Annotated in this window: 22 protein-coding genes and 2 pseudogenes; 10 read left to right on the top strand and 14 right to left on the bottom strand. The window is 45.3% G+C overall.

What is annotated here, in order from left to right:
• Window positions 1-191: 191 nt before the first annotated feature.
• Window positions 192-545, top strand: a complete 354-nt coding sequence (locus HMPREF9944_RS02070) for a helix-turn-helix domain-containing protein (protein WP_008564110.1) — start codon at window positions 192-194, stop codon at window positions 543-545.
• On the top strand, window positions 529-849 hold the full coding sequence (locus HMPREF9944_RS02065) for a helix-turn-helix domain-containing protein (RefSeq protein WP_008564108.1): 321 nt from the start codon (window positions 529-531) through the stop codon (window positions 847-849). The genes HMPREF9944_RS02070 and HMPREF9944_RS02065 overlap by 17 nt, the downstream gene beginning before the upstream one ends.
• An 89-nt stretch (window positions 850-938) precedes the next feature.
• Here the strand turns inward: HMPREF9944_RS02065 and HMPREF9944_RS12650 are convergent.
• From HMPREF9944_RS12650 to HMPREF9944_RS02010, 10 genes and pseudogenes are all read right to left on the bottom strand, one after another.
• A pseudogene (locus HMPREF9944_RS12650) lies at window positions 939-1,997 on the bottom strand (DNA methylase); the annotation flags it as partial.
• 123 nt (window positions 1,998-2,120) lie between these two features.
• On the bottom strand, window positions 2,121-2,660 hold the full coding sequence (locus tag HMPREF9944_RS02055; RefSeq protein ID WP_008564105.1) for a ClbS/DfsB family four-helix bundle protein: 540 nt from the start codon (window positions 2,658-2,660) through the stop codon (window positions 2,121-2,123).
• Window positions 2,661-2,747: 87 nt separating this feature from the next.
• Window positions 2,748-3,197: an HU family DNA-binding protein gene (locus tag HMPREF9944_RS02050; protein WP_044113189.1), complete on the bottom strand. Its 450-nt coding sequence runs from the start codon at window positions 3,195-3,197 to the stop codon at window positions 2,748-2,750.
• 306 nt (window positions 3,198-3,503) lie between these two features.
• Window positions 3,504-4,475 carry a hypothetical protein gene (locus HMPREF9944_RS12480; protein ID WP_008564103.1) on the bottom strand — a complete coding sequence of 324 codons (972 nt, stop codon included), beginning with the start codon at window positions 4,473-4,475 and terminating at the stop codon, window positions 3,504-3,506.
• Between the two features lie 200 nt (window positions 4,476-4,675).
• Window positions 4,676-5,515: pseudogene (locus tag HMPREF9944_RS02035) on the bottom strand (SAM-dependent methyltransferase); the annotation flags it as partial.
• Window positions 5,502-5,933, bottom strand: coding sequence for a DUF1896 family protein (locus HMPREF9944_RS02030; RefSeq protein WP_008564101.1), 432 nt, complete (start codon window positions 5,931-5,933; stop codon window positions 5,502-5,504). The pseudogene HMPREF9944_RS02035 and the gene HMPREF9944_RS02030, both read right to left, overlap by 14 nt.
• Before the next feature lie 274 nt (window positions 5,934-6,207).
• Window positions 6,208-8,337 carry a type IA DNA topoisomerase gene (locus HMPREF9944_RS02025; RefSeq protein ID WP_008564100.1) on the bottom strand — a complete coding sequence of 710 codons (2,130 nt, stop codon included), beginning with the start codon at window positions 8,335-8,337 and terminating at the stop codon, window positions 6,208-6,210.
• Between the two features lie 34 nt (window positions 8,338-8,371).
• Window positions 8,372-9,766 carry a DUF3945 domain-containing protein gene (locus tag HMPREF9944_RS02020; RefSeq protein WP_008564099.1) on the bottom strand — a complete coding sequence of 465 codons (1,395 nt, stop codon included), beginning with the start codon at window positions 9,764-9,766 and terminating at the stop codon, window positions 8,372-8,374.
• Between the two features lie 173 nt (window positions 9,767-9,939).
• Complete coding sequence (locus HMPREF9944_RS02015) at window positions 9,940-11,637, bottom strand: ABC transporter ATP-binding protein (protein ID WP_008564096.1); 1,698 nt, start codon at window positions 11,635-11,637, stop codon at window positions 9,940-9,942.
• A gap of 2 nt (window positions 11,638-11,639) precedes the next feature.
• Window positions 11,640-13,385 carry an ABC transporter ATP-binding protein gene (locus tag HMPREF9944_RS02010; RefSeq protein WP_008564095.1) on the bottom strand — a complete coding sequence of 582 codons (1,746 nt, stop codon included), beginning with the start codon at window positions 13,383-13,385 and terminating at the stop codon, window positions 11,640-11,642.
• A 204-nt stretch (window positions 13,386-13,589) separates the two neighbouring features.
• On the opposite strand from HMPREF9944_RS02010, the gene HMPREF9944_RS02005 reads away from it, so the two are divergent.
• From HMPREF9944_RS02005 to HMPREF9944_RS01985, 6 genes are all read left to right on the top strand, one after another.
• On the top strand, window positions 13,590-15,965 hold the full coding sequence (locus HMPREF9944_RS02005) for a TonB-dependent receptor (RefSeq protein WP_044113184.1): 2,376 nt from the start codon (window positions 13,590-13,592) through the stop codon (window positions 15,963-15,965).
• Window positions 15,966-15,983: 18 nt separating this feature from the next.
• Window positions 15,984-17,165, top strand: coding sequence for a hypothetical protein (locus HMPREF9944_RS02000; RefSeq protein ID WP_008564092.1), 1,182 nt, complete (start codon window positions 15,984-15,986; stop codon window positions 17,163-17,165).
• A 139-nt stretch (window positions 17,166-17,304) separates the two neighbouring features.
• A complete protein-coding gene (locus tag HMPREF9944_RS01995) occupies window positions 17,305-18,285 on the top strand; it encodes a helix-turn-helix domain-containing protein (protein WP_044113182.1) in 981 nt (326 codons plus the stop codon).
• Between the two features lie 87 nt (window positions 18,286-18,372).
• A complete protein-coding gene (locus HMPREF9944_RS01990; protein ID WP_008564090.1) occupies window positions 18,373-18,750 on the top strand; it encodes a hypothetical protein in 378 nt (125 codons plus the stop codon).
• A 112-nt stretch (window positions 18,751-18,862) separates the two neighbouring features.
• The gene (locus HMPREF9944_RS12645) at window positions 18,863-19,096 is read left to right on the top strand and encodes a hypothetical protein (protein WP_008564089.1); all 234 of its coding nucleotides are present in this window, start codon (window positions 18,863-18,865) and stop codon (window positions 19,094-19,096) included.
• A gap of 22 nt (window positions 19,097-19,118) precedes the next feature.
• Window positions 19,119-19,445, top strand: a complete 327-nt coding sequence (locus HMPREF9944_RS01985) for an RteC domain-containing protein (RefSeq protein WP_044113225.1) — start codon at window positions 19,119-19,121, stop codon at window positions 19,443-19,445.
• A gap of 136 nt (window positions 19,446-19,581) precedes the next feature.
• Here the strand turns inward: HMPREF9944_RS01985 and HMPREF9944_RS13275 are convergent, their stop codons facing one another.
• The 4 genes from HMPREF9944_RS13275 to mobA all read right to left on the bottom strand — a co-directional run bounded on the left by HMPREF9944_RS13275 (window position 19,582) and on the right by mobA (window position 23,870).
• The gene (locus HMPREF9944_RS13275) at window positions 19,582-19,785 is read right to left on the bottom strand and encodes a permease of the drug/metabolite transporter (RefSeq protein ID WP_315456030.1); all 204 of its coding nucleotides are present in this window, start codon (window positions 19,783-19,785) and stop codon (window positions 19,582-19,584) included.
• Window positions 19,786-20,089: 304 nt separating this feature from the next.
• Entirely contained in the window at window positions 20,090-22,099 is a 2,010-nt protein-coding gene (gene mobC / locus HMPREF9944_RS01975; protein ID WP_008564086.1) for a conjugal transfer protein MobC, read from the bottom strand.
• A gap of 140 nt (window positions 22,100-22,239) precedes the next feature.
• Window positions 22,240-23,472: a conjugal transfer protein MobB gene (gene mobB, locus HMPREF9944_RS01970; RefSeq protein WP_008564085.1), complete on the bottom strand. Its 1,233-nt coding sequence runs from the start codon at window positions 23,470-23,472 to the stop codon at window positions 22,240-22,242.
• Window positions 23,457-23,870: a conjugal transfer protein MobA gene (mobA, locus tag HMPREF9944_RS01965; RefSeq protein ID WP_008564084.1), complete on the bottom strand. Its 414-nt coding sequence runs from the start codon at window positions 23,868-23,870 to the stop codon at window positions 23,457-23,459. Before mobA ends, mobB begins: the two co-directional genes overlap by 16 nt.
• A 783-nt stretch (window positions 23,871-24,653) precedes the next feature.
• Here mobA and HMPREF9944_RS01960 point away from each other — a divergent pair.
• Together HMPREF9944_RS01960 and HMPREF9944_RS01955 are read left to right on the top strand one after the other, a co-directional pair.
• Window positions 24,654-25,436, top strand: a complete 783-nt coding sequence (locus tag HMPREF9944_RS01960; RefSeq protein WP_008564083.1) for a ParA family protein — start codon at window positions 24,654-24,656, stop codon at window positions 25,434-25,436.
• The gene (locus HMPREF9944_RS01955) at window positions 25,420-25,848 is read left to right on the top strand and encodes a DUF3408 domain-containing protein (RefSeq protein WP_008564081.1); all 429 of its coding nucleotides are present in this window, start codon (window positions 25,420-25,422) and stop codon (window positions 25,846-25,848) included. The genes HMPREF9944_RS01960 and HMPREF9944_RS01955 overlap by 17 nt, the downstream gene beginning before the upstream one ends.
• The last annotated feature ends 3 nt before the right edge of the window (window positions 25,849-25,851 follow it).

Genomic DNA, 25,851 nt, shown 5'->3' with positions numbered 1-25,851 from the left:
GCAAATGTACTTACGGAGTAAGTATTCAAAAGCAGCTTTTCCCTTACTGCGTACTTGTGGCTTCAATATGGATACTTTTGTCGTATGGTTTTTGGAATCAGACAGAAAAATCTCTATTCAGTACATATTTAGCATACAATCCGGACGATTTTAACTCCCGAACTTTGCAGTATAATCAAATTCAAAGCGTCATGGATGTCATAACAATCGAAAGCAAAGCCTACCACGAACTGATGGGCAAAATAGAGAAAATCCTCTGGTATGTGGAGAAAGAGGAAAAGGCAAAGATAGAGTATGAGAACCGCCTTGTTACCAATGATGAGTTAGCCGAGATACTCGGCATCAGCAAACGCACTCTCCAGCGTATGCGCAGTGCGGACAGAATCAGTTACAAGATGATCTACGGACGTTGCTACTATGACCTGCACGACATCGAGGAGGCGATACGAAACAAGAACTTGTACTGCAATCCTCAGAACCTGAAAGAGCTACGGCATAACTTCGAACTTAAAAGCAGGAGGATAAAGGATGGAACTATTGGATAGAGAGACTTTCCTTGAATGGATGGAACGCATCATAAAGCGTTTCGATGACTTGAAACAGACGACTGCCGACATACCCCAACGTCCGATGATAGATGGAGAACCGCTGCTGGATAACCAAGAGGTGTGCATGATGCTTCAAGTGAGTAAGCGTACCCTGCAACGTTACCGTGCATCGGGGACGCTTCCTTTCCAGATTGTCTATCACAAGACGTGGTATCTGGAGTCGGAAATCCTTGCCTTTATGAAAGCCCATTTTACGGAGAACCTCAAACGAAAAAGGAAGAGATCTCCCAAAGGCACGTAATTTCGGATTATACGCAACAGCAAAGCCCCCGTTTTTGTCGTGATGACAAGTCGGGGGCTGTTGTTTGAATGTGATGATAACATTACAGATTATATTTTCGGTCTGACGATAAACACCTTTTCTGCCAAAGACGGCGGCAGTCCGTCCATAGAGGGCTGTGTAGTGGAGCTACTCTGCCCGCTGCTTTCCAACGGTCTGTCGGTTTGAGCCGCAGAGGTGCTGACGGAGGGGGCGGCGACAGTCGGCTCAATCGGACGTGACCGCTCCATTTCCTCCCTCGTTCCTTCGCCATCCTGCATCATTTCCACTTCCTCTTGCGGACTATCTCCTTGCTCAATGGGCTTTAGGGAGAGCTGTATCTTGCGGTCAAGGGCAGCGAGTTCCGTTTTGAGGTCTTTAAGCTGCTCTTCCTTTTTCCAAGAGCCATTCAGCACCTCCTGCAATACGGGAATATCCTTGGCTATCTTCTCCGTGTCCGTCCGAAACTTCTCAATCAAGCCGGGTATCTTTTCCAAGGCGTTCAGGAAATTCATACTGGCGAGTTGCGGGTCTGCCGCAATCCTGCCGTTGTTGTAGCTGTACTTCATTCCACTTTCTCCCATCACGAAGAACTTGTTCTGCGAAAGGTCGAAACTTTGGAGGAGGATTCCGTCTTGACCACAAGATTAAATCCGTAGAGTGTTCCGATATTGAAATACTCTCCCCGTGTGCAGGCTTTCTCGTTGATTTCCGCGAGCTTGGCGGCAATGCGTTTCGGGTCACTTCCTTCTACCCCTTTGAGTGTTATCGGGTTGAGGATATTGCCCTCCTTATCCTTCTGCACACGGCTTTGGTACAAGTCCCAGTCGCTTTGGAAATGGGCAATCAGTTCCTTGTTTCCGTCCACCGTTCTCATAACTTCGTCCAATCGGCTTCGGGAGGATGACTTACTGCGAATGAATGCCTGCCGCTCGCTGTCCAAGCCGGCAATCTTCTTCTCCAACTTTGCCTTTTCCAGCAGGTCGGTATTTCCGGAGAGGATGGCGACGTATTCGGAAAAATTCATACCCGATTTCTCGTCCATACTTCCCTCATCAATGGTACGGCTGCCCATACGGTTGTTTTTGAGCTGTTCGATGAAGCTTATTGTGTAACAGATTGCTACGATAAAGGGGGTATGTAGGTTTAAACAAAAGAGAGTTTGCTACATTAGCGCGTGGCAAACTCTTTTATTGTATGACTTTTATATTCACGCTATAATCGTGAATAATTCTATTCTAAATATTTTTGTGTTATTTCTTAGATATTTTGATGTGTACCTTTATCTTCTTCATTGCCCAATCATAATGGCTCGCAGTTACCGAAACACAGTAAGAACCGAGTGGAGAAGTACCTGTCCAATCCAATGCACCTTTGGCAAAGAGTTCATCATGGGAGTAATTCTCTATCAATGCCATTACTGCTTTATGACTCTCTTTCAATTTTGCCTTTGCTTCCGTCAGCGGTGTGATTTGGTGCTTCTTCCAAAACTCCACATTCATTGCAGGGTAGGTTCTCCAATTATATGATTCGGGAAGAAAGGGTTTATGCTTGCCGTTACTATTGGCTTGTACCCAATCTAACAGCAATTGATGCCACTCGTACAGATGTACAAGCACATCTCGCAGGTTCTTGTCCCTGCCCCAGTGTGCTTCCTTGCCTGCCGTAGCCATTTCATCTGCAAAAGTTGCCGTCTGCTGTTCTTCGTTCATACCATCGATAATCTTCCACATTTTTTCAAATTGTCCGTTGGAAGATGTTATCAAATCTGTCTTTGTTGTCGCTCTTGCCATATATTTTTCTATTTTGATGATTACTTAATTGTAAAAGAAAGTGGAGCGACAGCCTTTGCAGGCAATCGCTCCGTCATTTAAATAAAATCACGGATTTTCCTCGCTTCTGCCATTATTCGGTTTCGTACCTTTCTTAGCCTTTGGCTCCGTCTGCTCGTAGGTAACATCGGTAAGTGTAAAATACTTGCGCGAGGGCGAAAGCCGCACGACAGGCTTCTCGATATGCTTTTGCACGTTGAAGACCTCGCCTTGTGGTACGATTTTACTCTTGAACGAAGGGCTTAATGTACCCAAATCGCCGAACTCCACGATGTCGCCGTTTGCCACGATGTCACGTGCAATTTCCGTGGCGTAGTTCAAGACGGCTTCCACTTCCTGACGGTTGAACGTGGTGGACTTTGCCACACGCTCGCAAAAACTGCGGAAATCCACACGATGTCTGCCCGTAGGGTGGGCAACCTGTACGGTCTTTCCAGCCTGAGGACCGACATTCATCTTGCGTTCCATAAGAACGAATTGCAGTGGTTTATTTGCCATAATTCAATACTGTTCCCCCTTTGTTATATCTTCCGAAGTCGGAGGATTTCGCTTGCAGAAGACACTTCTTATACTTACAACGCAAATGGTATCCGATTTATTGCCCAAAAGATACCGAGTAATCCGAAAAAAGATACCGAGCGATTGTGAGATTGCTCGGTATCTTTTTGATGACCTTCTATTAGTTCTGAAAAGGCTTCTTCAAAGAAAACCCTTCGAAGCATAACTCTATTATGAAAAGTTTGCCAGCCTCTCAAACTTTTCATTTCATAGACTGCCCTCATTTTATGGAGATTTCATCAGTATCTACAAAAATAATTTCTTCCTTATCAGTGTTCTGAATATATCATATTGGGGGAGAACATCTTTTGATGCTGTCATAAACTTTTTCCAATCCTTTTGATGTAATTCCTCTGCCTTGTCATCGTCATATCCAAGTGCATAATAGTCTTTCAACTTATACCATACTCTTTTATCTTCTTCTTCCTTTTCTTCTTTACTCATATCTTCGTAATATTCGCCTCGATGTTCAGGATTTCCTGTTATGCTATTTAGCACAAACCAATAGTTTTGTAAATGTTTTACAAAAGAAGAGTAAGCATTATGTATTTCATTATCTCTGAATTTCTGTCTTTCATCATTTTCATAAGTATACCATAATTTGTCCCAAATATTAAAATAATATTTAGAATAACCCGCATTATTTATGGAGTGTTTAATGCTTTCTATCAACTCGTCTTCCGATACAACGGAACAGCGTTTATTAAAAATCTGAATATCAAACTTTAATGCTGGGCTTTTAAGAAAATTTCCCTCTAAATCATCGTATTGCTTTACGATAGACAATATTGGTTCTTTCAAACTTAACTGTTTATTAGTATTATAAGATAGTATTCTATGATTTCTAATATCGAAAGGCAAATCATTAATCTTCCCCGATGCTTCATTGAAAACCAAAACAATACGTTCCCAACCCAAACAAGAAACAGCGTATCCAAGTTCAAACATAACATTAGGATTCGATGTTCCTTTATCATTGATTTTCCCAATGATAGACACATCACAAATGAATATCTGGCAATTGGCTATCTTAGACAATACCGTATCTTTAATTTCAACAGCTCCTGCATTGCCGCGAGTACTTTCGGTTGGAGTTACTTTCATCTCTTCCGTGTCCAACTCCTTGCAAGTTTTTTCTAACTCTCTCCAAATATAATTTTTATACTCTTTTCCAGGCAAATCACTCTGCCAAGAGAAGAAGATATCAAATTCTTTCATTATTTCTAAAGCTTAAGATATAGTTTGTGGTTTTACCGTATGCAAAGATAGTCCTTTTTATTATAAGCCGCAAAGATAGCAATATCAATAGTCGAATTTTTCTAAAATAAGGATTATAATCATATCCTAAAAAATGAAGATATAGGTTGGGAATAACATCTTGGTTTTGGGATTTGTCGAGGAGTGTCCACCGATTTTCAATTCATCAGCAGACGGACTGCCGAGACAAGTCGGGTATGGTTCATCAGCCACTCCCGTACCGGCTCGTTCGTCGGGACGTTCATAACTCCCTGAGAGGTGATGAATGCCAACACACCGCCTTTACGGAGCATATCCACCCCCTTGACGAAGAAGTAATTGTGCAGGGACATGCGGGCGACCTTTCGGGCAGGTTCGTCCGTCTTGCTGAAAACAGGGTCGAAGACGGCCACATCTCCGAAAGGAATGTTGCTGCTGACCACATCGAAATAACCTCCGAACTTGGATTCGATTTCCTCGAAGCCCCGGATGCGTATCTTGTCTTCGGGATGCAGAGCGGAGAGCATCTGTCCCGTGAGAATGTCTTTCTCAAAACCGAAGGTAGTATGCCCTTCGGCTGCAATGCCGTCAAAAGAGCGGATGAACTCGCCCATTCCCGCTGAAGGGTCAAGGATGCGTTGGGGGACGATGCCTGCCTCCCGTAAGGAAGCGGCAATATCCCGTACTACGGGCGCAGGAGTATAGAAAGCGGTCATCACGGAGTTCTTCAGGCTCTGCATATAGCTCTTGTATTGCGATTCGGAGGTGGTGTTATCCCGAATGGTGCGATGCAGTTCCATCACCAAGGGGAAAAGTTCCAACTCCGACTTGTTCCATCGGGCGATGTCCTCCATCGTGTTGGCAGGAGAGAGGATACACTTCAATGCGCCGAAGCCCGTATAGGCTTCCAATATCGTACGCTCTTCGGGTGTCGCTGTGCGCTGTTCCCGATGCAGGGCAAAAATGGTCTTGATGGCTTCTATGTTCGCCTTTAGATGCTCCTTCTTGTTATAACTTGCCATCTTCTTCGAGTTTTAGTTGAACAAACCCCGTAATCTCCGTATAGAGGGAGTTGTATTCGGGCATATAGGCGAACTCGTCTGAAATCGAATACTTGGAGAAGATGCTTTCTAAGAGCGGGCGCAGGCGGATGGCGGTCTCCCTGACAGCTTCAAGCGGCACTTCAGCAGAGAACTCGTTCCAAAGAACGGAAGAGATGGTATCGTGGCGGGAGAAGTGCAGACCCGCATAGAGTGTCTTATTGGCGATGCCGATACATTCGGCTATGGGCAGACCGGCATCGAAGGCTTCGGCATAGGCTTCGGAAGCGGCTGCCGCACGTTCCTTGATAAAAGGAATGTCATCGGCTTTTTCGGGATGGCTTTCCCGAAGAAAAGAGAGCAGGGATAGCTCGTAGTATGAAAAATGAATGGCTGTCATATCTATGATTTTAGTGAATGTTTTGAGTTGCCCTGAAAAGCACCTAAGTAATTGGACAAAAGCTTAGGAGTAATTGAGAGAAAGCTTATAAGCTTTTTGCCTTTCAGTCGTCCGGTTTGGAAAGAGAGGCTCTCCGGTGTCTTTTAGGGCATGACATTATAATGCAAAGGCACCCGACGTCCCCGCCGAGTGCCACCACTAAAATCCGCAGTAAAAACAAGATGATTGTTTATGACCGCATCATTCAGTGGCAAAATTAGCAAATTACGGGGATTTACCTTCGGGATTTGCCCGTTTTCTTGCGTTCGGGAAAGACAAAGACCGTCTTGAACTCCCCGTCCAAGGAGAGCGAAGCCTCAAAGCTCTTACCCGCTTTGGAGGTGAAGCCCTTGATGATGCCTGTCTCCCCGTTCACCGCCAACTGCGTCAGTTGCTCGTCCGTGAGGTTCTTGCCTGCCACGCTGCGGAAAAGGGTCAGACCGCAATCTGGATCGGAACATTTGGCACATCGGGGATAGAAGACCAGTGTTCCTTTACCGCATTTGGGACAATGGATGTCGCTCTGTTTCTTGGGGAAGAGGATTTTGGAAGAGAGCAGTTCGTCGGTAATCTGTGTGGCATAGCTTTCGATGCCCTTGCGGAAGTCCCACTCTTTCAATTCTCCCCGTTCGATTCTCGCCAAGTCCGCTTCCCACTGTCCGGTCATCTCGGCATTGCCGATTTTCATTTCTCGGACGATGGAATAGACGGCAAGTCCTTTCTCAGTAGGGACGAGCGACTTCTTTTGGCGCACCATGTATTCACGGGCAAAGAGGGTTTCGATGATGGCGGCACGGGTTGCGGGTGTGCCAATACCGCAATCTTTGAGCTGCGCACGCAATTCCTCGTCCTCCAATTCCTTACCTGCCGTCTCCATAGCTGCCAACAGCGAACTTTCCGTGTGCAGGGGCTTGGGCTTGGTCGTTCCTTGTGCCAGCGAACAGGCACAGAGCGGAAGCTGTCCGCCTTCCTCCCATTGGGGGATGATGATGCCTTCTCCATTCTCCCGACTTTTCCGTTCTTCGGCTTCTGCCTGCTCCTTGTCTTTTTTTCTGCTGTTTTTGAGGACGGCACGCCAACCCTCTTCCTTGATGATTTCACCTTTGAGGATAAACTTCACATCCTCGCAGGCGGCAGTAACCGTACTGACATCTTTCACGCAACGGGCGGAGAAGGCTTCGAGCATACGTCCGACTATCATATCGTAGATGGCTACTTCCTCTCCGAACATGTCTATCGGCTTCTTGCCCGTAATGAGCAGGGCGTGGTGGTCGGTCACTTTCTTGCTGTCCACCGAATGCGCATTAAGTTCGGTCAGTCGGCGGGCCTGGACACCCCAGACAGGATGGTCGTGTAAAAAGGCTATCAGGGCAGGTATTTCGGCAAAGACATCTTCGGGAATATATCGGCTGCCCGTGCGAGGATAGGTGATGTATGCCTTCTCATAGAGTTTCTGCGCCAAGGAAAGGGTCTGTTCCGCCGAATAGCCGAACCGGCTGTTCGCTTCTTTCTGTAAAGTGGTCAAATCATACAGAAGCGGTGGTTCCTGCTTGGTCTCCTTGCGCACAATCGTTTCTACAGTGGCATAAGGAGCCTGTTTGAGTTTATCATACAGGGCGGTGGCTTCTGCCTTATCGAACCAGCGGTCGGCGGAGGAGAAACGGAAACTCTCATCACCTTCCTTTACGGCAAGGCTGAGTTGCCAGAATGGCTGTGGCTCGAACTTCTTGTTCTCCAAGAAACGGGAACAGACCATACAGAGGGTCGGAGTCTGCACCCTGCCCAATGAATAAGTGCCTCGTCCTGCTGCAATGGATATGGCTTGGGTGGCATTGATGCCCACTAACCAGTCGGCTTCGCTGCGGGCATAGGCGGCATAATAGAGATTGTCATACGCCGCTCCGTTCTGCAGACGGGCAAGCCCCTCTTTGATGGCTTTGTCCGTCAAGGAACTGATCCATAGTCGCTCAAAAGGTTTGGCAATGCCGAGATACTCGTATATGAACCTGAAGATCAACTCACCTTCCCTTCCTGCATCGGTGGCTACGATAATGCCTTCGCACGCTCGGAATAGTTTTTCGATAACTTTCAATTGGGCGACTGCCCCAGCGTCGGTTTTATAACCTTTGCCCTCCTTTATCTGACGGGGAATAAGGGTAAAGACGGGAGGAAGAATCGGCAGGTTCTCTTTGTGGAAACCCTTGATGCCGTAGGCTTCGGGCATGGCTGCCGTTATCAGATGTCCCAGTGCCCAAGTGATGGCATAGCCGCCTCCTTCAATATAACCGTTCTTCTTGTTGGTTGCCCGAACGACACGGGCGATTTCACGAGCTACGCTCGGTTTTTCTGCTATGATGACTTTCATTTGTTCTTACTTTTTGGATATTAGTGGTGGCGGATTACATTTTCATTCCCTTGGAACGCTTTTTCTCTTCTTGCTTTTGTTCCTGCCCCGTGGTAGGCTCTGTTTGTCCCTGCTTGAGCGGCTCCTTCACATGCTTGGTAGCCTCATTGGTCTTGCCTTCGGAATTGACAGCGACCTGCGTGCGGGAAGCATTGTCGGGAGTAATCTCTTTGGCTTGGGACTTGTCGGGGTTCCATTTGAGGAAGTCGAACTTGTTTTTCTCAAAGTTCGGACGCACATAGGCATTGAAAGGCTCTCCCTTCTTGTCGATAAGCCCGGTCATATAGACCGTCTGACCTGCTTTGAGTTTCGCTTGCTCTTCGGGAGAGATGTCACGTCCCAGCATCTTCTTGGGGACACGCAATTCTTTCTGCTCTGACTGTCCCTGCCCTTCGGGGGCTTGTCTTTGATGTTGTTCCTGTTTGAGAGAGCCGAAACGAAATTCAATCGACCGCTTGTCGGCATTGAATTGAAGGTTGGCATTGAAATGCTTTCCCGTTTTGGAGGTCATACCCTCCACATAGATACTCTTGCCTTCTGACAGTTCCTTTTTCTGCTCATCGCTCAGATTCACACCCTTGATTTCATCGGGGATGCGTACCCGGTCGGCACTCAGGGCGATGATGTCGTTCGTCAGGCGGTCAATACTCACGAAACTGCGGGTCGGCTCCTCTTTGCCGGGGAAGGTCAGCTCCACGGTGCGACCGAGATTGCCCGTTTCTCTGAGGGCTTTCTTGTCCTCGTCGGTGAAGGTATGCCCGAAGAACTCGCGCTCCAATTGCGGCTCCTTGCGGATGGCATGGACAACGGGGATAAATGTACCGTCTCCGGAGGCTTTCAGAGAAAGACGGGCATCGGTGTAAAGGGAGACTTCTCCGATTTTGATTGCGATGGGAATAAGTGGAGTCTTGCGGTATTGAAGTAGGTCATCAAGATGCTTGCCCTTTTCGAGACTCTCACGGCTTACACCCATCTGCTCGAACTGCTCCCACTTCACCTTGTCGGGGTCAATGCCTTGGAAGGACTGCTTCTGCTCTCCTGTATAGTCTGAGGGATTGACACGGGCGGAGTCCAGCATCTCCTTATTGGAGGGAACATCCGGAGCTTGGAGCATCTCCAAGAGTACGCGGGCACTGGCAACGGCACTCTCAAAGGGGACTTTGAAGAAGTTCAGCGGTGTGGGATGCTTGAACTGACGCATGAAGTTGGAGAGGAAGTTTTCCAGCGCATTGCTGTGCTTGTCGAACTTCAGGAAGCTCTGTTCATGCTCGGCGGTGGGCGGAACGGTTTTCAGTCCGCCTTTCTCGTCCGTACCTGTGACGGCTTTGAGATTCTCGTCTTTCTGATCCTTGACCAAAAGGACTTCTTGGTCTTTGATTTTTTCGTCCATATTATAATGTATTTAATGGCACCAACAGCGGTGCACGGACAAAAGTAAACCAAAGAAACCGTGTATGTTAGAGGTTTGAGATAACTGCGTACTTGTGGCGTCGATATGGATGGAAGTGGCAAAAAAAGAGGTATGGCTCAAACTCCATACCTCCATATTTTTCATTGATTAGGTTATTGCATTGACAATAGTTTGCAATACACTCCGCCTTTTGCTTCGAGTTCGGCGTGCGTTCCATTCTCTACAAGTTGTCCCTTGTCCATCACGATAATCTGATTAGCGTTACGGATGGTTTGCAAATGATGGGCAATGACCAAGACTGTGCGATTTCGGATAAGGGCAGACATTGCCTGTTGTATCTTATATTCATTGACAGGGTCAACATTGCTCGTTATCTCGTCCAAAAGAATGATGGGAGCATCTTTGAGGAACGCACGAGCGATTGAAAGCCTTTGTTTCTGACCTCCGGATAGACCCAAACCGTTTTCTCCGATTTTTGTTTCATAACCTTCCGGCAGGCTGATGATAAAGTCGTGTATCATCGCCCTACGTGCTGCTTCTTCGATTTCTTCCTGCGTAGCATGTTGATTGCCCACTTTGATATTATTGGCAATGGTATCTGAAAAGAGAATAACATTTTGCATCACTACACTGATTTTACCGAGCAGATAATCATAGTCCATTTCTCGAATGTCTATACCACCGATACGGATACTGCCGGTCTGCGGTTCCCAGAAACGGAGTAACAGGCTGGTAATGGTTGTTTTACCAGAACCTGACGATCCGACAAGTGCCGTTACCGTTCCTTCGGGAACATGGAACGTGAGATTTTTCATCTCAAAACTTTCTGTCTCATAATGAAATCCCACTTTGTCAAAAGAAAGATTGAAACGGGTTGCTGTTCTCGGCTGTTCAGGATTGGTGATAACAGGGGCATTCAATAAATGGGAAATGCGTCCGTAGCTGTCCTTTACCTTGATGTAATTCAACCAATGATTCTCCATATTGACAAAAGGTTTGTAGAATTCTTTTGAGACGATGATAAACATTAAATAAGCGAAAAGAGAAAGTTCCCCCTGCTGTGTCCACCAAAGACCGATTGTAGCCATCAGAGCGAAAGCCAATTCTATCAGAAAAGTGTATCTGCCCACACTTACAGCTGCCAAACGAGAAGTATTCTTACTGCTTTCTCCAAATTCACCAACAGAGTGGTCGAGTCTGTCACGGAACATTCCTTTTCCTCCAAATACTTTCAAAACTGGGATGCCCTTGACATATTCAACAAAGAGGCTGACCATATCTGCCAGATTATTCTGTGATTCCTCCTGTGCTTTCATTCCCGAGCGAATACCCCGATATAGAGAAAATAGGGCAATGGGGAGAATGGCTACCATTGTCAATCCCATGCGCCAATCCACGCAAAATAGTCCAATACCGAGTATTAGAGCTACAATAAAGTCGGCAGACATCCGTGTCCATAGATGTCCTACTACCATTTCCATATTATCAACGTCTTTGTGAATGACTGTACTTATCTCTCCCAGACGCTCATTGGTATAGAAACCGAGTGAGAACATTTTCAATTTCAATATGATTTTCTCGCGGATACGTTCCACAAGATCAAATCCGGCAAAATGCTTACTCATATCGGCAATGGCATTGGATATGGTTTTCAAGACCAGCAGACCACCGAGTACCCATGCTGCCGAAATGAAAGAGATGCTTTCTCCTTGTATATGACGGTCGATGAGAAACAAGACTGTGAGCATTATCGCCGTGCCACAAAGGGCATAAACCACGAAAAACAGTGCGGAGATAATTAGATGCCGAACTCCGCTAGCGGTCAATTCATTCAGTATATTGCGTACCATTCTTATTCCTCCTCTTCTTTTAATTGCCATTTACTTACTTGTTCTTGCGTTTCCGTCATATTGCGGTACAGAGAACAGTCTTTCATCAGTTCTTGGTGTGTTCCCTTCGACACGACCTGCCCTTTGTCCATCACAACAATACGCTCCATATCCTGAATAGTATTGAGACGGTGAGCAATGGTAATGACGGTCTTGTTGCGCTGCAATTCATCAAGAGCTTCTTGGATGAGTTTCTCATTCTCTCCGTCCAATGCGGCAGTGGCTTCATCGAGAATAACTATTGGAGAGTCTTTGAGCAACATTCGGGCGATGGAAATACGCTGTTTTTCTCCGCCAGAGAATTTTACGCCGGCTTCGCCTGCCAGCGTATCATAACCATTCGGCAAGCCCATGATAAAATCATGAATATGAGCACGCTCTGCTGCCATTTCCACTTCCTTTTGTGTGGCGGTAGGTTTTCCTATACGGATATTGTCCCGAATAGTTGTGTTAAAGAGAAAAACCTCCTGCTGTACCATCGAAAAATAATCAGCGATATTACGTTCGGAGAGTTCCGTAATATTCTCTCCTCCTAGTCGGATAGTACCTGTTTGAGGTTGCCAGAACCCCATCATCAGACTTGCCAGTGTGGTTTTTCCCGATCCGGATTCGCCGACGATAGCTGTATGACTTCCTTTCGGAAATTGAAGACATACATCTTTCAGCGCATTGTCTTCCTTGTTTGGATAGGAAAATGTAACATGCTCGAAACAAACATCCGTTTGTGTCGTATCCGTTTTCTTGTCAGCAGTTTCCTTTGTCTGTACCTCTGTAATGGACTGTACTTTTGCCAACGACTGACCATAGACGATTCGGAAATGTTGGAATGTTGCCAACTTAGCAAAAGAGGACGAGAACAATCCACCCAATATCAGGGCAAGAATAAAACGGGCTACAGTTAATTCGCCCGAACTCATCATCCATAGTCCAATAAGGGTCATTACCACGATACCACCTTCCAAGAACATCGTTATCAATGTCATGGGAACAGTAACGCTAAACATGCTCCGCTTTACCCAACGGATGTAGTCGCGCATACCATCAAGTACCCGTTTCGTTCTGTTCTCCTCGTTACTGAAGGCTTTGATTACCGATATGGTAGCCACATATTCCAAAAGGTCTTCCGACATTTTTTGCGTACTTTCCATAAAGTGTTGAAAGCTCCTTCCCCAAAGTGTTTTGACAGCCATTTGCAGAAGAAATGCTACAGGCAAAAGAGAAATGAGCGACAGCCCCAAACGCCAGTCCAACACCATAATAATTACCCAGAGTAAGGCAGGAAAAAGCGTAGCCGAAAGGATTTCGGGTAATCCATGTGCTAAATAAATTTCAATTTGTTCCACATCGTGGTTGATAATATTCACCAAGTCGCCAACTTTCCGTTCTTGAAAGAAACCGAGCGGCAAGCGTTGCAGATGACTTATGATACGCAACCTCAATCGTGTAAGGGCATTGTAAGCCGACCGGTGTGCCCGCCAAATTGAGGTTCCATAGAATACGCCTCGAAGCATTGCAAATAGTATCATTATTCCTCCAATACCCCAAACTATTAAGGGAGAGAGTGTGCCATTCATCAGCTTGTTCACTGCCCACACTACCAGCAGTATAGGGAGTGTACCTAAAATAAGGTGCAATATGACCACTGCATTGGAGAGCAGGCTGCGGCTCTCCCGTTCCTCATCAAGAGGTCTGACTTTTTGTTTATCCATATATATGATGTGTCGTTTTGATTTTTTCTGCTGCAAAAGTACAGCAACAAACAGGAATAAAATAACCCCAATAAGCATTACACTGCCCCAAAACAACAATTTGCTCGCATATAAACACAACAGGGGTATAAGCGTGGATAATAGGGTTATTTATTTGCTCGGCAGGTAAGTACCTTTGCACAGAATCTCACAAACAAATATGATATGTCAATCAGCTCAATAGTCCATTTATACAAAAGAATGCTCATTGTCGGCTTTCTATTGTTGTGGTCTTTTCCTATGTTTGCACAACTGCAACCAACAGAAATAAAAGTTATTGATGCAGAAAATGGGAACAGTATAGAATTTGCCGCCGTACATTGGAAAGGTTTGAATGCTCCAACGTACACAAATGGTACGACTACAAACAGGAAAGGTATTGCAAAACTAAGTGCATCAAGTAATCAAAAACTTATGCTTATGGTAAGTTATGTCGGTTATCAGACCATTACCGATACGATTACTGCAAATGGGAAGCGTTATACCATAAGACTACTCCCGGAATCAACAGAGTTAGCAGATGTAGTGGTCTTCGGAAAAACAAAAGCACAAGTTCTCAGAGAGTCGCCTGAAGCAGTTTCTGTAATAAATGCGAAAGAACTTCAAGGCAGATCTATTTCGTTAGAAACCGTTTTGAATAAAACCATAGGTTTGAAAGTTGGGCAGACCGGCGGTTTGGGAAGCAGTTCGAGAATTATTGTTCATGGATTGGAAGGAAACCGCATTCAAATCTTATGGGACGGAATACCAATGAGTACTTCTGACGGGGCTTTTTCTCTTGATGAAATTCCGATAGACATTATAGAAAGAATAGAAGTCTATAAGAGTATCATACCCGCCCGTTTCGGATGTGATGGATTGGGGGGAGCCGTCAATATCGTTACTAAAGAGTTTAGTACGGACTATTTAGATGCCTCGTATGAATTCGGGTCTTACCAAACACACAAAGGAAGCGTCTTCTCTCGCAAGAACTTTCCAAAGAGTGGCGTTCTACTCGGTGCGGGAGGTTATTATACATCTGCAAAGAATGACTACTCTTTCAGAGTTCCCGAGAGAGAAAATCTGTTGGTAAGACGTGACCATGACCGTTTTCGTTCGTATATGTTGAAGGGAAAAATTGCTTTCACGAAATTTTGGTTCGATGAGATTAGTACCGAGTTCGGGTATTACAATCGTTTCAATGAAATCCAAGGTATCTTAAAAAACATACAACATGCCGAAAACCAATCAGGAATGTTTATGTTGGAAAACAAACTGATAAAAAGCGGAATGCTGAACGACCGCCTTAATCTTGAGTCCCATTTCTCCCTTTCACATACAACAAACAATTTTGTGGATACGGCACGAGTTAATCACGATTTCGAAGGAAACATATATCCGAGTCCGAATGGGCAGGGAGAAACAGGAGATGTTCCTCACAACTCAAATGACAAAGGCTTGGAAATCAATGAACGTATCAATTTTGATTACAAGTTGTCCGCCAATCACAGTTTGAATCTGAACACACTTATTAACTACGCCAGAAGACAACCGAGCGACAACATTGCAAGTCAGCATGCAGGTTTTGTTATCGGAGGATTTCCCAGCAAAAAGACCAGTGTCATTTCGGGGTTGACTTGGGAGTCAAAACTCTTTGATAAGAAACTGACGAATATGCTCTCCGCAAAGTATTTCCACCTCCATTCCGAGATAGAAGATTTGACTTCATACGAGCTGATTGAGGCTCCGAAGAAAAAGAACAATACGACCTCACAAATAGGCTGGATAGAGGCAATAAAATACGAGCCCTTCAGAGGTTTTCACTTGAAAGCATCTTACCAGCGGGCAATACGCCTTCCCAATTCACAAGAACTATTCGGTGATGGTATCATCACCTTTCCTGCAGCCGGATTGAGACCAGAGAAAAGCCACAACTTCAATCTGGGGTTCTTAATAGACAAAAATGATATCCTCGGATTATCGCGATTGCAGTTTGAAGTGAACGGTTTTTATATGCAGGTAAGCGATATGATAAAACTGATGAAACAGCACATGGCAGCCGGATATGTAAACGCAGAAAAGGTACATATCAAAGGTATAGAAACCGAAATAAAATTGGACATATCGCCAACGGTCTATGTCTACGGAAATCTAACTTATCAGGATGTGCGTGATGTCTTGAACTATTTACCCGGTACCCAAGCCCCCAATCCGACAAAAGGATTGCGACTGCCGAACATTCCCTATTTGTTCGCCAACTTCGGGGCGGAGTATCACAGCAACCGATTATTCAAGAATTGGTATGTCAAGGCTTTCTGGGACGGCAAATTTACTGAGGAGTTCTTCTACTTCTGGGAACTTACCGAATTGCAGAAACGCCGCATTCCTCGCAGTTTCGTCAATGATATAGGTCTGTTACTGACCTATAAAAACAAATATTCCATCGCCTTGGAATGCCACAATCTGATGAACAAAGAAGTGTGGGATCAGTTCCGTCAGCCGTTGGTAGGACGGACGTTCCATCTCAAATTCAGATACGTCTTCTCGAAAGGTATTTTATAATTCTAAACATAAATAAAAATGAGAACAACAACATTGAAGAACGTAGCTTTTTCTGTTATGCTGGTCGGCTCCATAGGGCTGACGTCCTGCGACAAGAATGATGATCTCAAACCAACGCCCAACGAGGTGCAACAGCATTTTGTCTTTGTGCATTATGTGGACAAAAGTGCTTACGTCGGCACGTTTGGTGATTTGACTCCTCAAGCAACCGACAATAAGAAAGCATTCGAATTCGGCTTTGGGTGTTATCTATTCGCAAAGGGAAACACGGTACTTGTGCCCGAAGGGAAATTCGGAGATAAGGTACACAAGTTTACAAGAGGGGTGCACGGCGAGCTGCAAAAAGTAGGTACGATGACTTTTGAACAGATGGCTCAACCCGGAGAAATCAACTTCATCGGCGAACAGCGGGCATACGTTGCTTTGCACGGCAGGGGCAAGATTGCGCTAATCAATACCGCTACGTTACAAAAAGAAGATGAAATCGATCTCTCGCCTTATGCCGTTCAGGACAATAATCCCGATCCCGGTTGCAACGTCATTCGAGACGGAAAGATGTACGTAGCCCTCAACCAGCTCAACTCTCCCCACACCTCCGTACCGGGGACGGGTGCAGAGGTGGCTGTTATTGACCTTAAAACGAAAAAGACCGAAATCATCAAGGACAGTCGCACAAGTGTTGTCGGATTGTTCCGCCATTCCGACGCATTCATAGACGAGCGGGGCGACATCTACTTTTACAGTGCGGGCAACAACTTCAACGTTGCCAATAAGGAAGGTTTCCTGCGTATCCGCAAAGGAAGCGACCAATGGGACACCGACTACCTGTTCAACCTGTCAAAGACAACCATAAAAGGGATTGGCAAAACGGGGCAGTATATGATTAAGTCTTACTATGCGGGCAATGGCATTGTATATAGTTGCTTGAAAGTAACGGACACTGAATTCGGAATACTCAAGAAAGACTTTCAACCCGTGAAAATCGACATTTGGAACAAAACCATTGAAAAACTTGATTTGCCGATGACCGACAGCAATGGCTCTTTTGCCATAACTCGCTACAAGGATTTCATCGTCTTCGGAATGACGTGCAATAACGGCACAGGCTACTACACCTACAATACCAAGACGGGCGAATGCTCGCAAACACCCGTTGTTACTGCCGTGGGAGTACCTTCAAGTTTAGTCGCGTTTGAGTAAATCCATATCGCAAGAGTATTCCCTCAAACAGGAATACTCTTGTTTTTTATAGAGCATGTGATTCAACAAGGATAAAAGTATAAGAAAATCTTCTTTTTTATCCTTGTTTATTTATAAATTTGCAGAAAGGTATAATGATATGACCATAGAATTTTGTGCAATCAATAAGCCAGAAGACTGGATCGAGATGGTTGCCGAGCAATTCGGCACATCGGTAACGAACGATGGTTTTACCGTTCCGCCCTCAGCGGGCAACGGCTTTTTCAAGCAATACTATCCGTTACCGTGGCTCACATTGACCTATATCAGTTTCATGTCGTATGAACCGATGACAATGGTGCGTCGCTCGGTGGAAAACTCGAAATGGATTCCCGTGATGTTCTACATCAACGAGCATAAACATGAACAGATTATCGGCACAAGCACAAAAACGGTCGGGGTGGACACGCTTGACGGTATCTTTATGCCTTCAAGCAATATCCCTACGGAGTGGACTTTCGCCCCTAAACGACAGTATGAAAACATCACACTGACTTTCAACAAGGATTGGATAGAGCAAATGGATACGGCTTGCGAAACCTATATCGGTCGGTTGTTCCAGTCGGACAAGTCTTTTTATCTCTTCGAGACTATCACACCTGCGATGCAACAAGTATTGTATGGCATCAAGGCGATAGCCAAAAGCGATGCACCTTTCTCTCCCCTCCATCTGCACGGAAAGGCAATAGAACTGCTGACAATATTCCTTGAAAAACTCGAAAAGCGTTCGGAAGTAAAATCTCTTTCCAACTTAAATTTGAACGATGTGGAGGCTGTCTTCCGTGTCCGTCGTCAGATTTTACAAAGTTTGAACAACGTACCGAGCATTCCCGAACTGGCACGTGAAGTAGCAATGAGCAGTTCCAAACTACAAAAATGCTTCAAACAGGTCATCGGCAAGGCGATTGCCGAGTATGCTCTATCAGAAAAGATGGAATGGGCAAAACGTTTGCTTTCCACCCGTCTTTACTCTGTATCCGAAGTAGGCTATAGAATCGGATATGCCAATCTCAGCCATTTTACAGAGGCTTTTCGCAAATATTACAAGATAAACCCCAAGCAATATCTCGACTCTTTATAGATTTGATAAAATGGGGATATTGCTTAGCATTTGAGGGTTATTTTACATTAAGTAATATCCCGAACTTTGCCTGAAAAACATCAGGTAATGGGAATAATGACATTTAAGTTTCATCTTTTTGTTGGAGTAGCAATCTTTTTATTGTTTTCCTGTATTTCTGTGTGTGCGCAATCTCCGAATGAAACCATCTCTCTCCAAACTGAAGATATTTCAATGAAAAATCGCATTAAAATAAAAGACTATTTCCGTGTAGGCTTTTTCGGAGGAGAAACAGAAATACCTAATTACTACGGAAAGAGAGTTTTGATAGAAGTGGACACAAAGAATCATCGGTGTCACTTTAAGGAAAAGACAATGATTATGAAGAACAAGAGAAAATTGGTATTGAATAACAATACTATTAAATTCAAACTTTCACCCTCAGAAAGTTATTTTACGACCAGTACGTTGAAACAAGGGAAATAATCCCAGTTTTATCCTTGCAACCTCCATCTGTTACAATTAAAAGTTGCAACAGATGGAGGTTTGTGTATTTATCATCATTACAAATAATTCACTCATTAAATGATATCAAAATATGAACAGACTTGTCAAAACAGAATCCTTTAAAATGCTGTTTTCAAATGACAGCACAACTGCAACTAACAATCTTATAAAAGAAGTTACAAGATTGGGAGAAACCGAAGTAAATCTTGCTTCATTGTATCGTACTCTTCATTATACTCGATTCCATTTGGAAAGTATGATTGATAAATCAGGTATAACAACTGAAACGGGAAAAAAATGTGGAGGAACTGCTTTTTGTCATTGACATGGAGTTAGAATTACTGAAGATGCGAATACTGGGAGTTTTACCTGCTGTACACCCTAAATCTGCCAAGAATTTCCGCTGGACAGGCAAGACTACAGATTTGGTTGAACTGCTCTATGCCCTTGACACCTGCAACTGTATCAACAACGGCGAAATCGGTGTGGAGGAATTAGCGGATGTTTTTTCTGAAATCTTTGGTGTAGAAATCAAGAACTGTTACAATGTCTATATGAACATGAAACGCCGCAAGGATGACAGTCGCACCTATTTCCTTGATGAACTCCGAGAGAAACTCAACAAGCGTATGGTGGAGAGCGACCTGAAAGGCGGTAAATTCAAGAAACGATAAATCAAAAGGGAGATACTTCGAATCGGATTATCTCCCTTCATTTATTTTCTGCAACTATCGGTTGCAGAAGTTTTTCTAATCTCTCAAAATATAGACAGCAATTCCTCCAACCCTCAGTTGGAAAAATTACCACCTCCTATCGAAAAGCCCTGATAACTTTATAGACAGCCCACAAGCTGGTGAAAGGAGTTGTAAAAACTCCGATGACGACAAAGAGAATCAGTTTGAAGATATAGTAAACAATCCACTGTCCGTTTGTTCCAGCAATCATTTTATATGGGATGAACTTCTCTACGAAGAGGTATCCCGACCATATCGCCATCAGTATATAGCCGGACATCCATCTCATATCCTCAAAACCTTTGGTCGCTAAGAAATTCCATCTGAAACCTATGACAAATAAAGAGATGAGAAACAACAGGCTGAAGATGCTTCGCCAAATCTCACTACGTTTCCTTTTCTGAAAACAAGGTGTACAAAGTATCGGCTGATACCTTGCCGCACATTCTGAGCATAGTCCTTTCCCGCAATCTGAGCATTGGGCAACTGCCGTTTCTTGGGTATGATTAAAACAGTTCATAGTGTAATCATTTAGCGTTTTCAAAAATACAAAAATCCCGCCTTAGCACCAAGAAAAACATCCATTATTTCTTGGTATTGAGCAGTTTGGAGAGTTCCGGGTCGTCGGAAATCCGTTGCAATTCCCGTTCCACGATTTCGCGAACCTCTGTCTTTACCCGATCATAGTTTGCCTTGGTTTCCTGTTCCATCATATCCTCTCCGTTTTCATTCGTGAAGTCCGTCAGAATGGGTATCGGTCGGTAGGCTGCAGTTTCCTTAGCCACTTTCGCATTGTCCACCACAATCTCACAGTGGAATATCTTCTGCTCGATACGTTCGGAGAAGTTGTCGGCGACTGCTCCCACGAACATACCTTGCGTGAGCGTGGAAATCTTGCTCTGCGGAATCAGGCTGTCCATCTGCGTGGAGATGGAGATCGTCTTGTCGCTTCGGGTGATACTCATACTTTGCCTCTTTTGAAGCACTTTCCCGAAACGTTCCGATAAGGTTTTTGCCGTCTCGCCGACCACCTGACCGGAGAAAATGTTTCCGACAGTATTCATCACCACAGCCGCTTCCTTGTCCCCATAATCTCGCTTCAATTGCGAGAAGTCCTGAAAGCCCAAGCATACCGCCACCTTGTTGCTTCGTGCGGTGGCAATCAGATTGTCAAGCCCTTTGAAGTATATAGTAGGTAACTCGTCTATCAGCACCGAACTTTTCAGCATCCCTTTCTTATTGATGAGCTTGACGATACGTGAATTATACAGCCCTAATGCTGCTCCGTAGATGTTCTGCCTATCGGGATTATTCCCCACACAAAGGATTTTAGGCTCTTTGGGGTTATTGATGTCGAGTGTAAAATCATCACCCGTCATAATCCAATAAAGTTGCGGGCTAATCATCCTTGACAAGGGAATCTTGGCGGAAGCTATCTGTCCTTGCAATTGGTCAGCCGCCCCTCCGAGCCAAGCGTCCATGAAAGGAGAAAGGTAATTCTCCAATTCGGGATAAGAGGTAAGAATGGGAAATATATCCTCGTATTTGCGGCAGAGAAACTCAATGGCGTGCGGAAAAGTACAATACTTGCCACCCTCAAAGATGCGAAGATACCAAATAATGGCGGCAAAGAGTACGATGGGCGATTCCACGAAGAAATCACCCTGCTTCTGTACCCACGTCTTGTTAAGGTTGAGCATAATCGTATAAGCCGATTCGTAGGCATCCGATATATCACTCATGAAATTGGGGTGTATCGGATTGCAGCGGTGCGATCGCCTCGGATCATCGAAATTGATCACATAAAACTTCGGCTTGACCTTATAACCCTCCGAGTGGTGCAGCAGGTGATTGTACACAATCGTCGAGAGGTCGGGATATTTGAAGTCGTAACAGTAGATGGCAAACCCCTTCTCAATCTGCTGCTTGATGAAATTGTTGATGATAGCATAGGACTTACCGCTGCCCGGCGTTCCTAAGACGGAGACCGCACGGAAAGGATTCACCACGTTTATCCACCCCTTGTTCCATTTCTTGCGGTAATAGAATCGGGTCGGCAGATTGACCGAGTACTCGTTTTCCAAAAGCCTTGTCTCCTGCATAAAGGATTCGTTCTCCTGATTGAAGACATCCTCCATCAGGTTGTTCTTCAAGAGGCGGCTCATGTAGAGTCCCGCCATCAGCAGACATACATACCCTATGGTTATCGTAAAGGTGTAGAGCGCTGCATTGGCTTCAATGGGTAGCGGCAAGGCAAGTATCCACCAATTGAGGAAGAAAAAGACAAAGCCAATGCCCATAAATACCCATATTTTCGACCACGTGATATGCTCCTCTTTAACGCCCTTCGTGCCCAGACAGGAAAGCCCCATCAGTACCAATGCAAAGAGTTTGGTGTAAAGCATATTGCCGAACAATCCCGCCGTGCGCTGGAAGTTCATCAGTATCCTGTCCACCACACCGATATTCACGCCCCATAGCCGTATCGCCTCATAGCAATACCAATAGAGGTGGGCTACTACCAATATAATACTTACGGCACGCAGAAAATCCATGATTTTCGCCAGTGCCCTCAAATCGTCTTCTTGTTGCATAGTGTTTCGTTTAATTTCGTTCTTACTTTTATGATTGTTGAAATTGTCTTATAAGAGAATTTGGTGCCTCTGATAATTCCTGATATTCAACATATTACAAACTCCCCATTTTACTGTATTTTAGAGACGGAAAATATGGCTTATAACCGGGGCTTTTGCTGTTTCTTCTTTCTCTGCATCCGTCTGCGGAACTGTTCTTCTTCCCAGTCCGTTCCGTGCGCTTCCATAGGCAAATCAAGAAGACCGCCCAAGATGGAATTATCCTCTGTCGAGAATGTCTGAGATACAGACTGATTTTCTGCTTGAGGGATAGTAACAGATAGTTCGGGATGCGGGCGGTCGAACCACTCGGCAATGGCGTTTGCCGAAAGTTCCTTGCCCAATCGTGAGCCATTGACGACACAGCCGTTGTTATGGTCTATAAAGGTGATGCCGTAGAGCCGCCCTTCTTCGTTCTCACGGAAGAGGACATCAATACCCTTGCGATAGAGATTATCCCTGAAATCCTCTCTTGTGGCAGAATTCCTCAATGTACCGGCTACAACCGCTTTCGTCTTGGGGGCAAGATGCTTTTCTTTCAGTTTCTCCTTTGAAGCCTTGAAGCTTTTTTGCAAGGCTTCATATCCGACAGCCTTTCCAAAGAGAGAGGACTTGAAAGGATTGCTGACTTTCTTCCCTTTATCATCAGTCGCAAAATAGACCAGCCCGTTGTAAGGCTTCCCATCCACTTCTCCCTTGACTTCTTCCACACATATATTATAGGTGGAGAGTAAGGCGCGGTATTCCTTGAAACTCGGACAGTGGTAGAATTTCGCTGCCGGTTTGATAACCGAAGCCAGTTGTTTCTTGAAGCTCCCTTCTTTGGGACGAACTTTCTGCAAACGAAAAGCCTCCTTTACCCGTTGCTTTTCGGCAGGCAGCAATCCGTATTTCCGCTCTATCTCCCGTGTGATACGCTTGCTCTTATAGAAGTTGTTGCCATCGTTAATCTTCTTTCCCCGTTCATCGACGGCCAAGGTGACGATATGCAGGTGATGCCTGTCTATGTCCTCGTGCTTATACACGACAAAGGGCTGGTTGCCATAACCCATCTTCTCAATATATTCCAATGCGATGGCAGAGAACTGCTCATCGGAGAGCTTGTCATCGGGATGCGGATTCAAGGAGATGTGTATAACCGGTTTTTTAGTGAGGACATGACTTGGCATACATGCCAGAAAATCCTGCATACACGCAGTAATATCATGTCCACCATCGGCAGGAGAGAACACTTTGTTGGTCTCCAAAACCTTGGCAACACCCTCGTTTACCTTCTCTCCATTGTACGCCAATGCCCCATAAAGGGAACTACCATAGCTTATTTTTGCGACCATTTCTCCTGAAATTCACGGGTGAGTTGTACGATTTCGCCTCCGATAGCTGCCAATTCGAGCGTCAGTTTCTCCAACTTTGCGAGCATGGCAAAGGCTTTCTTCTCCGTAAAATTGCTTTTCAGAGCGACTACTGTCTGGTTATAATTCACTCCCACGCTGCGGAACTGTCCGTACAAAGTCGTCAGTTTTTGATAGTAATCGAGCAACGAACGATCGACTTTTATCACTCGGAATGTTTCATTAAAGATTCTTACTTTGATGAAAGCCGACTGACTTTGTACGCCCGCCGTCTCTTTCATGGAGAGAAACTCGGCAAATTCCATCGCCGTAAAATTGACCGAGACTCGTTTCTCGGTCTTCATTTTGGAGCTTACGCCCCGCATTTTCTTTTGTTTCATTTCTTACTTTGGATTTTAGTGTTTCACGGCCTCACCGGCATTCGAGACAAGGCATTCTCTCCTCCAAGAAAAACGACTTCGGAGTTTTTTCAGCCCTCTGCAAGAGCAAGGGTTTTATGCTGCAAAAACGGAGTCGTGCTGCATAAAACATACCTTGCTATTTGCTCCGGCGCAAATAAATTCGTCCGCGAAGGACGGAAGTCGAGTCCCTCAAAAAAGAACGCTTTATGCCTCGAAGGCTTCGGCTTACCGCTTGGGTGCAAAGTTACTAAGCGTTGTGCCTAAAGCACTTACCTTTTACGGAGCCACAAATACGCAAATCGACGCCACAAGTACGCAGTTAGCAAAAAGGGTAGAAACAAGGGGGTAAAGGTATCTATATTTGCCCCGTCGGACAGCTGTTTGCGGGTCGGTGGACATACTTGCCTGCCCAAGTCTAAAAACCTGTCTGCAGCCATTTGAACAGACAATCACGGAAATGGAAATAGGAATGAGAATATGTACAAGTTATTGCACCCGTCGCCCCTCGCACCCTTGCGCAAGGGTACAAGTGTGGACGTATGGATGGGGGGACGTGGGTAAGTATGACTCCCATCATATAGCCCCACCCTTATATAGGGAGGGACATATCCCGAAAGGCAGGTCTATGTTCCCTTGTTGGAATGCCTGTCCGGGGATTCATTCCCTCACGGATTTATTTCCACATCCACCTTTTCAAGGCAACAAACCAAGGTGTACACACCTTTCCACACATATATGTAGAACCATTAAACAGAAAATGAAATGAAAAAGAAACCTGTTTTCATTGCCTTTTCCACCCAGAAGGGCGGTGTCGGCAAAACGACCTTTACGGTCTTGACAGCAAGTTACCTGCACTATGCCTGCGGGTATAACCTTATTGTGGTGGATTGTGACTATCCGCAATTCAGCATCAATGCCATGCGTCAGCGTGACGCACAGGGCGTGGATTGCAACCCCGCACTGCAAGAATTGGCAGCCACCCAATTCTCCGAGTTGCAAAAGCCCACGTACACCATCCTTTGTGCCACGGCAGAGGTAGCCGTGGATACGGTCAGGGAATATCTGGACACGCACGACTCGGATACGGATTTCGTCTTTTTTGACCTGCCCGGAACCATCAACAATGACGGTGTGCTGACCACTCTCTCCGGTATGGATTATATTTTCACACCCATCTCCGCCGACCGTATATCCTTGGAAAGCACGCTGAGCTTTTCAGCCATCATCAAGGAGGCGATAACCGACAATACAGACACTGCCAACAAAGGGATTTACCTATTTTGGAACATGGTGGACGGCAGAGAGAAAACACCCCTCTATGCGATGTATGAAAAGGTCATTGCCGAGTTGGGACTTCCTGTCTTGAAGACGGCAGTCCCCAATACGACCCGCTATAAAAAGGAGGTAATGGAGGAGGGTACGACCCTCTTCCGTTCAACCATCTTTCCCGCCTCCCGCACGCTGCTTAGAGGCAGTCGTCTGAAAGAGCTTGTGGAGGAAATCTTGTCCATCGTAAAACCTGAAGCATATGGCAGGAAAGAATAAAGGGGCGATAGATCCCGTCGCTATCCGGGAACTGATTTCACAGGGTATCCCGATGAAAAAGAAAGAGAGCGAGATAACACCCCCTCCCACAGTCGAAGAGGAGGATGAGTCTGTTTCGGAAACACCGAAAGAGGCTTTGGAAGAACCACAACTCCCCATCCGAACACGTCGCAAGAATACCACCAAAGGAGATTACATCTCACTCTTCATGCACCGCAATGACCTATACGACCGCAAGGCAATCTACATCTCCAAGGAGTTGCAGGACGAACTGTCGGAAATCGTCCTCTTCATCCGAAAGAGAGAGATGACATTGGGTATGTACGTGGAAAACATCCTTCTCAAACATTTGGAGGACTACAAGGAAGAAATCAACCGATTAAGTGAAAAGAACTTCAAGAAATTATTGTGATAT

The organism is Segatella maculosa OT 289, from assembly GCF_000243015.1.
In the GTDB taxonomy this organism is placed as follows: Bacteria; Bacteroidota; Bacteroidia; order Bacteroidales; family Bacteroidaceae; genus Prevotella; species Prevotella maculosa.
Note: the sequence above shows the minus strand (reverse complement) of the source record. Positions and strands in the feature narration are given on the sequence as shown.

What these genes read in the sequence shown, in the direction of transcription:
- HMPREF9944_RS01955 (WP_008564081.1), top strand. Translation starts at nt 25,420, where the DNA reads ATGGCAGGAAAGAATAAAGGGGCGATAGATCCCGTCGCTATCCGGGAA.
- mobA (WP_008564084.1), bottom strand. Translation starts at nt 23,870, where the DNA reads ATGAAACAAAAGAAAATGCGGGGCGTAAGCTCCAAAATGAAGACCGAG.
- HMPREF9944_RS02010 (WP_008564095.1), bottom strand. Translation starts at nt 13,385, where the DNA reads ATGGATAAACAAAAAGTCAGACCTCTTGATGAGGAACGGGAGAGCCGC.
- HMPREF9944_RS02025 (WP_008564100.1), bottom strand. Translation starts at nt 8,337, where the DNA reads ATGAAAGTCATCATAGCAGAAAAACCGAGCGTAGCTCGTGAAATCGCC.
- HMPREF9944_RS01985 (WP_044113225.1), top strand. Translation starts at nt 19,119, where the DNA reads ATGCGAATACTGGGAGTTTTACCTGCTGTACACCCTAAATCTGCCAAG.
- HMPREF9944_RS02015 (WP_008564096.1), bottom strand. Translation starts at nt 11,637, where the DNA reads ATGGTACGCAATATACTGAATGAATTGACCGCTAGCGGAGTTCGGCAT.
- mobC (WP_008564086.1), bottom strand. Translation starts at nt 22,099, where the DNA reads ATGCAACAAGAAGACGATTTGAGGGCACTGGCGAAAATCATGGATTTT.
- HMPREF9944_RS02070 (WP_008564110.1), top strand. Translation starts at nt 192, where the DNA reads ATGGATGTCATAACAATCGAAAGCAAAGCCTACCACGAACTGATGGGC.
- HMPREF9944_RS02055 (WP_008564105.1), bottom strand. Translation starts at nt 2,660, where the DNA reads ATGGCAAGAGCGACAACAAAGACAGATTTGATAACATCTTCCAACGGA.
- HMPREF9944_RS12645 (WP_008564089.1), top strand. Translation starts at nt 18,863, where the DNA reads ATGAACAGACTTGTCAAAACAGAATCCTTTAAAATGCTGTTTTCAAAT.
- HMPREF9944_RS12480 (WP_008564103.1), bottom strand. Translation starts at nt 4,475, where the DNA reads ATGAAAGAATTTGATATCTTCTTCTCTTGGCAGAGTGATTTGCCTGGA.
- mobB (WP_008564085.1), bottom strand. Translation starts at nt 23,472, where the DNA reads ATGGTCGCAAAAATAAGCTATGGTAGTTCCCTTTATGGGGCATTGGCG.
- HMPREF9944_RS02065 (WP_008564108.1), top strand. Translation starts at nt 529, where the DNA reads ATGGAACTATTGGATAGAGAGACTTTCCTTGAATGGATGGAACGCATC.
- HMPREF9944_RS02050 (WP_044113189.1), bottom strand. Translation starts at nt 3,197, where the DNA reads ATGGCAAATAAACCACTGCAATTCGTTCTTATGGAACGCAAGATGAAT.
- HMPREF9944_RS02020 (WP_008564099.1), bottom strand. Translation starts at nt 9,766, where the DNA reads ATGGACGAAAAAATCAAAGACCAAGAAGTCCTTTTGGTCAAGGATCAG.
- HMPREF9944_RS02000 (WP_008564092.1), top strand. Translation starts at nt 15,984, where the DNA reads ATGAGAACAACAACATTGAAGAACGTAGCTTTTTCTGTTATGCTGGTC.
- HMPREF9944_RS01995 (WP_044113182.1), top strand. Translation starts at nt 17,305, where the DNA reads ATGACCATAGAATTTTGTGCAATCAATAAGCCAGAAGACTGGATCGAG.
- HMPREF9944_RS01990 (WP_008564090.1), top strand. Translation starts at nt 18,373, where the DNA reads ATGGGAATAATGACATTTAAGTTTCATCTTTTTGTTGGAGTAGCAATC.
- HMPREF9944_RS02030 (WP_008564101.1), bottom strand. Translation starts at nt 5,933, where the DNA reads ATGACAGCCATTCATTTTTCATACTACGAGCTATCCCTGCTCTCTTTT.
- HMPREF9944_RS13275 (WP_315456030.1), bottom strand. Translation starts at nt 19,785, where the DNA reads ATGTCCGGCTATATACTGATGGCGATATGGTCGGGATACCTCTTCGTA.
- HMPREF9944_RS01960 (WP_008564083.1), top strand. Translation starts at nt 24,654, where the DNA reads ATGAAAAAGAAACCTGTTTTCATTGCCTTTTCCACCCAGAAGGGCGGT.
- HMPREF9944_RS02005 (WP_044113184.1), top strand. Translation starts at nt 13,590, where the DNA reads ATGTCAATCAGCTCAATAGTCCATTTATACAAAAGAATGCTCATTGTC.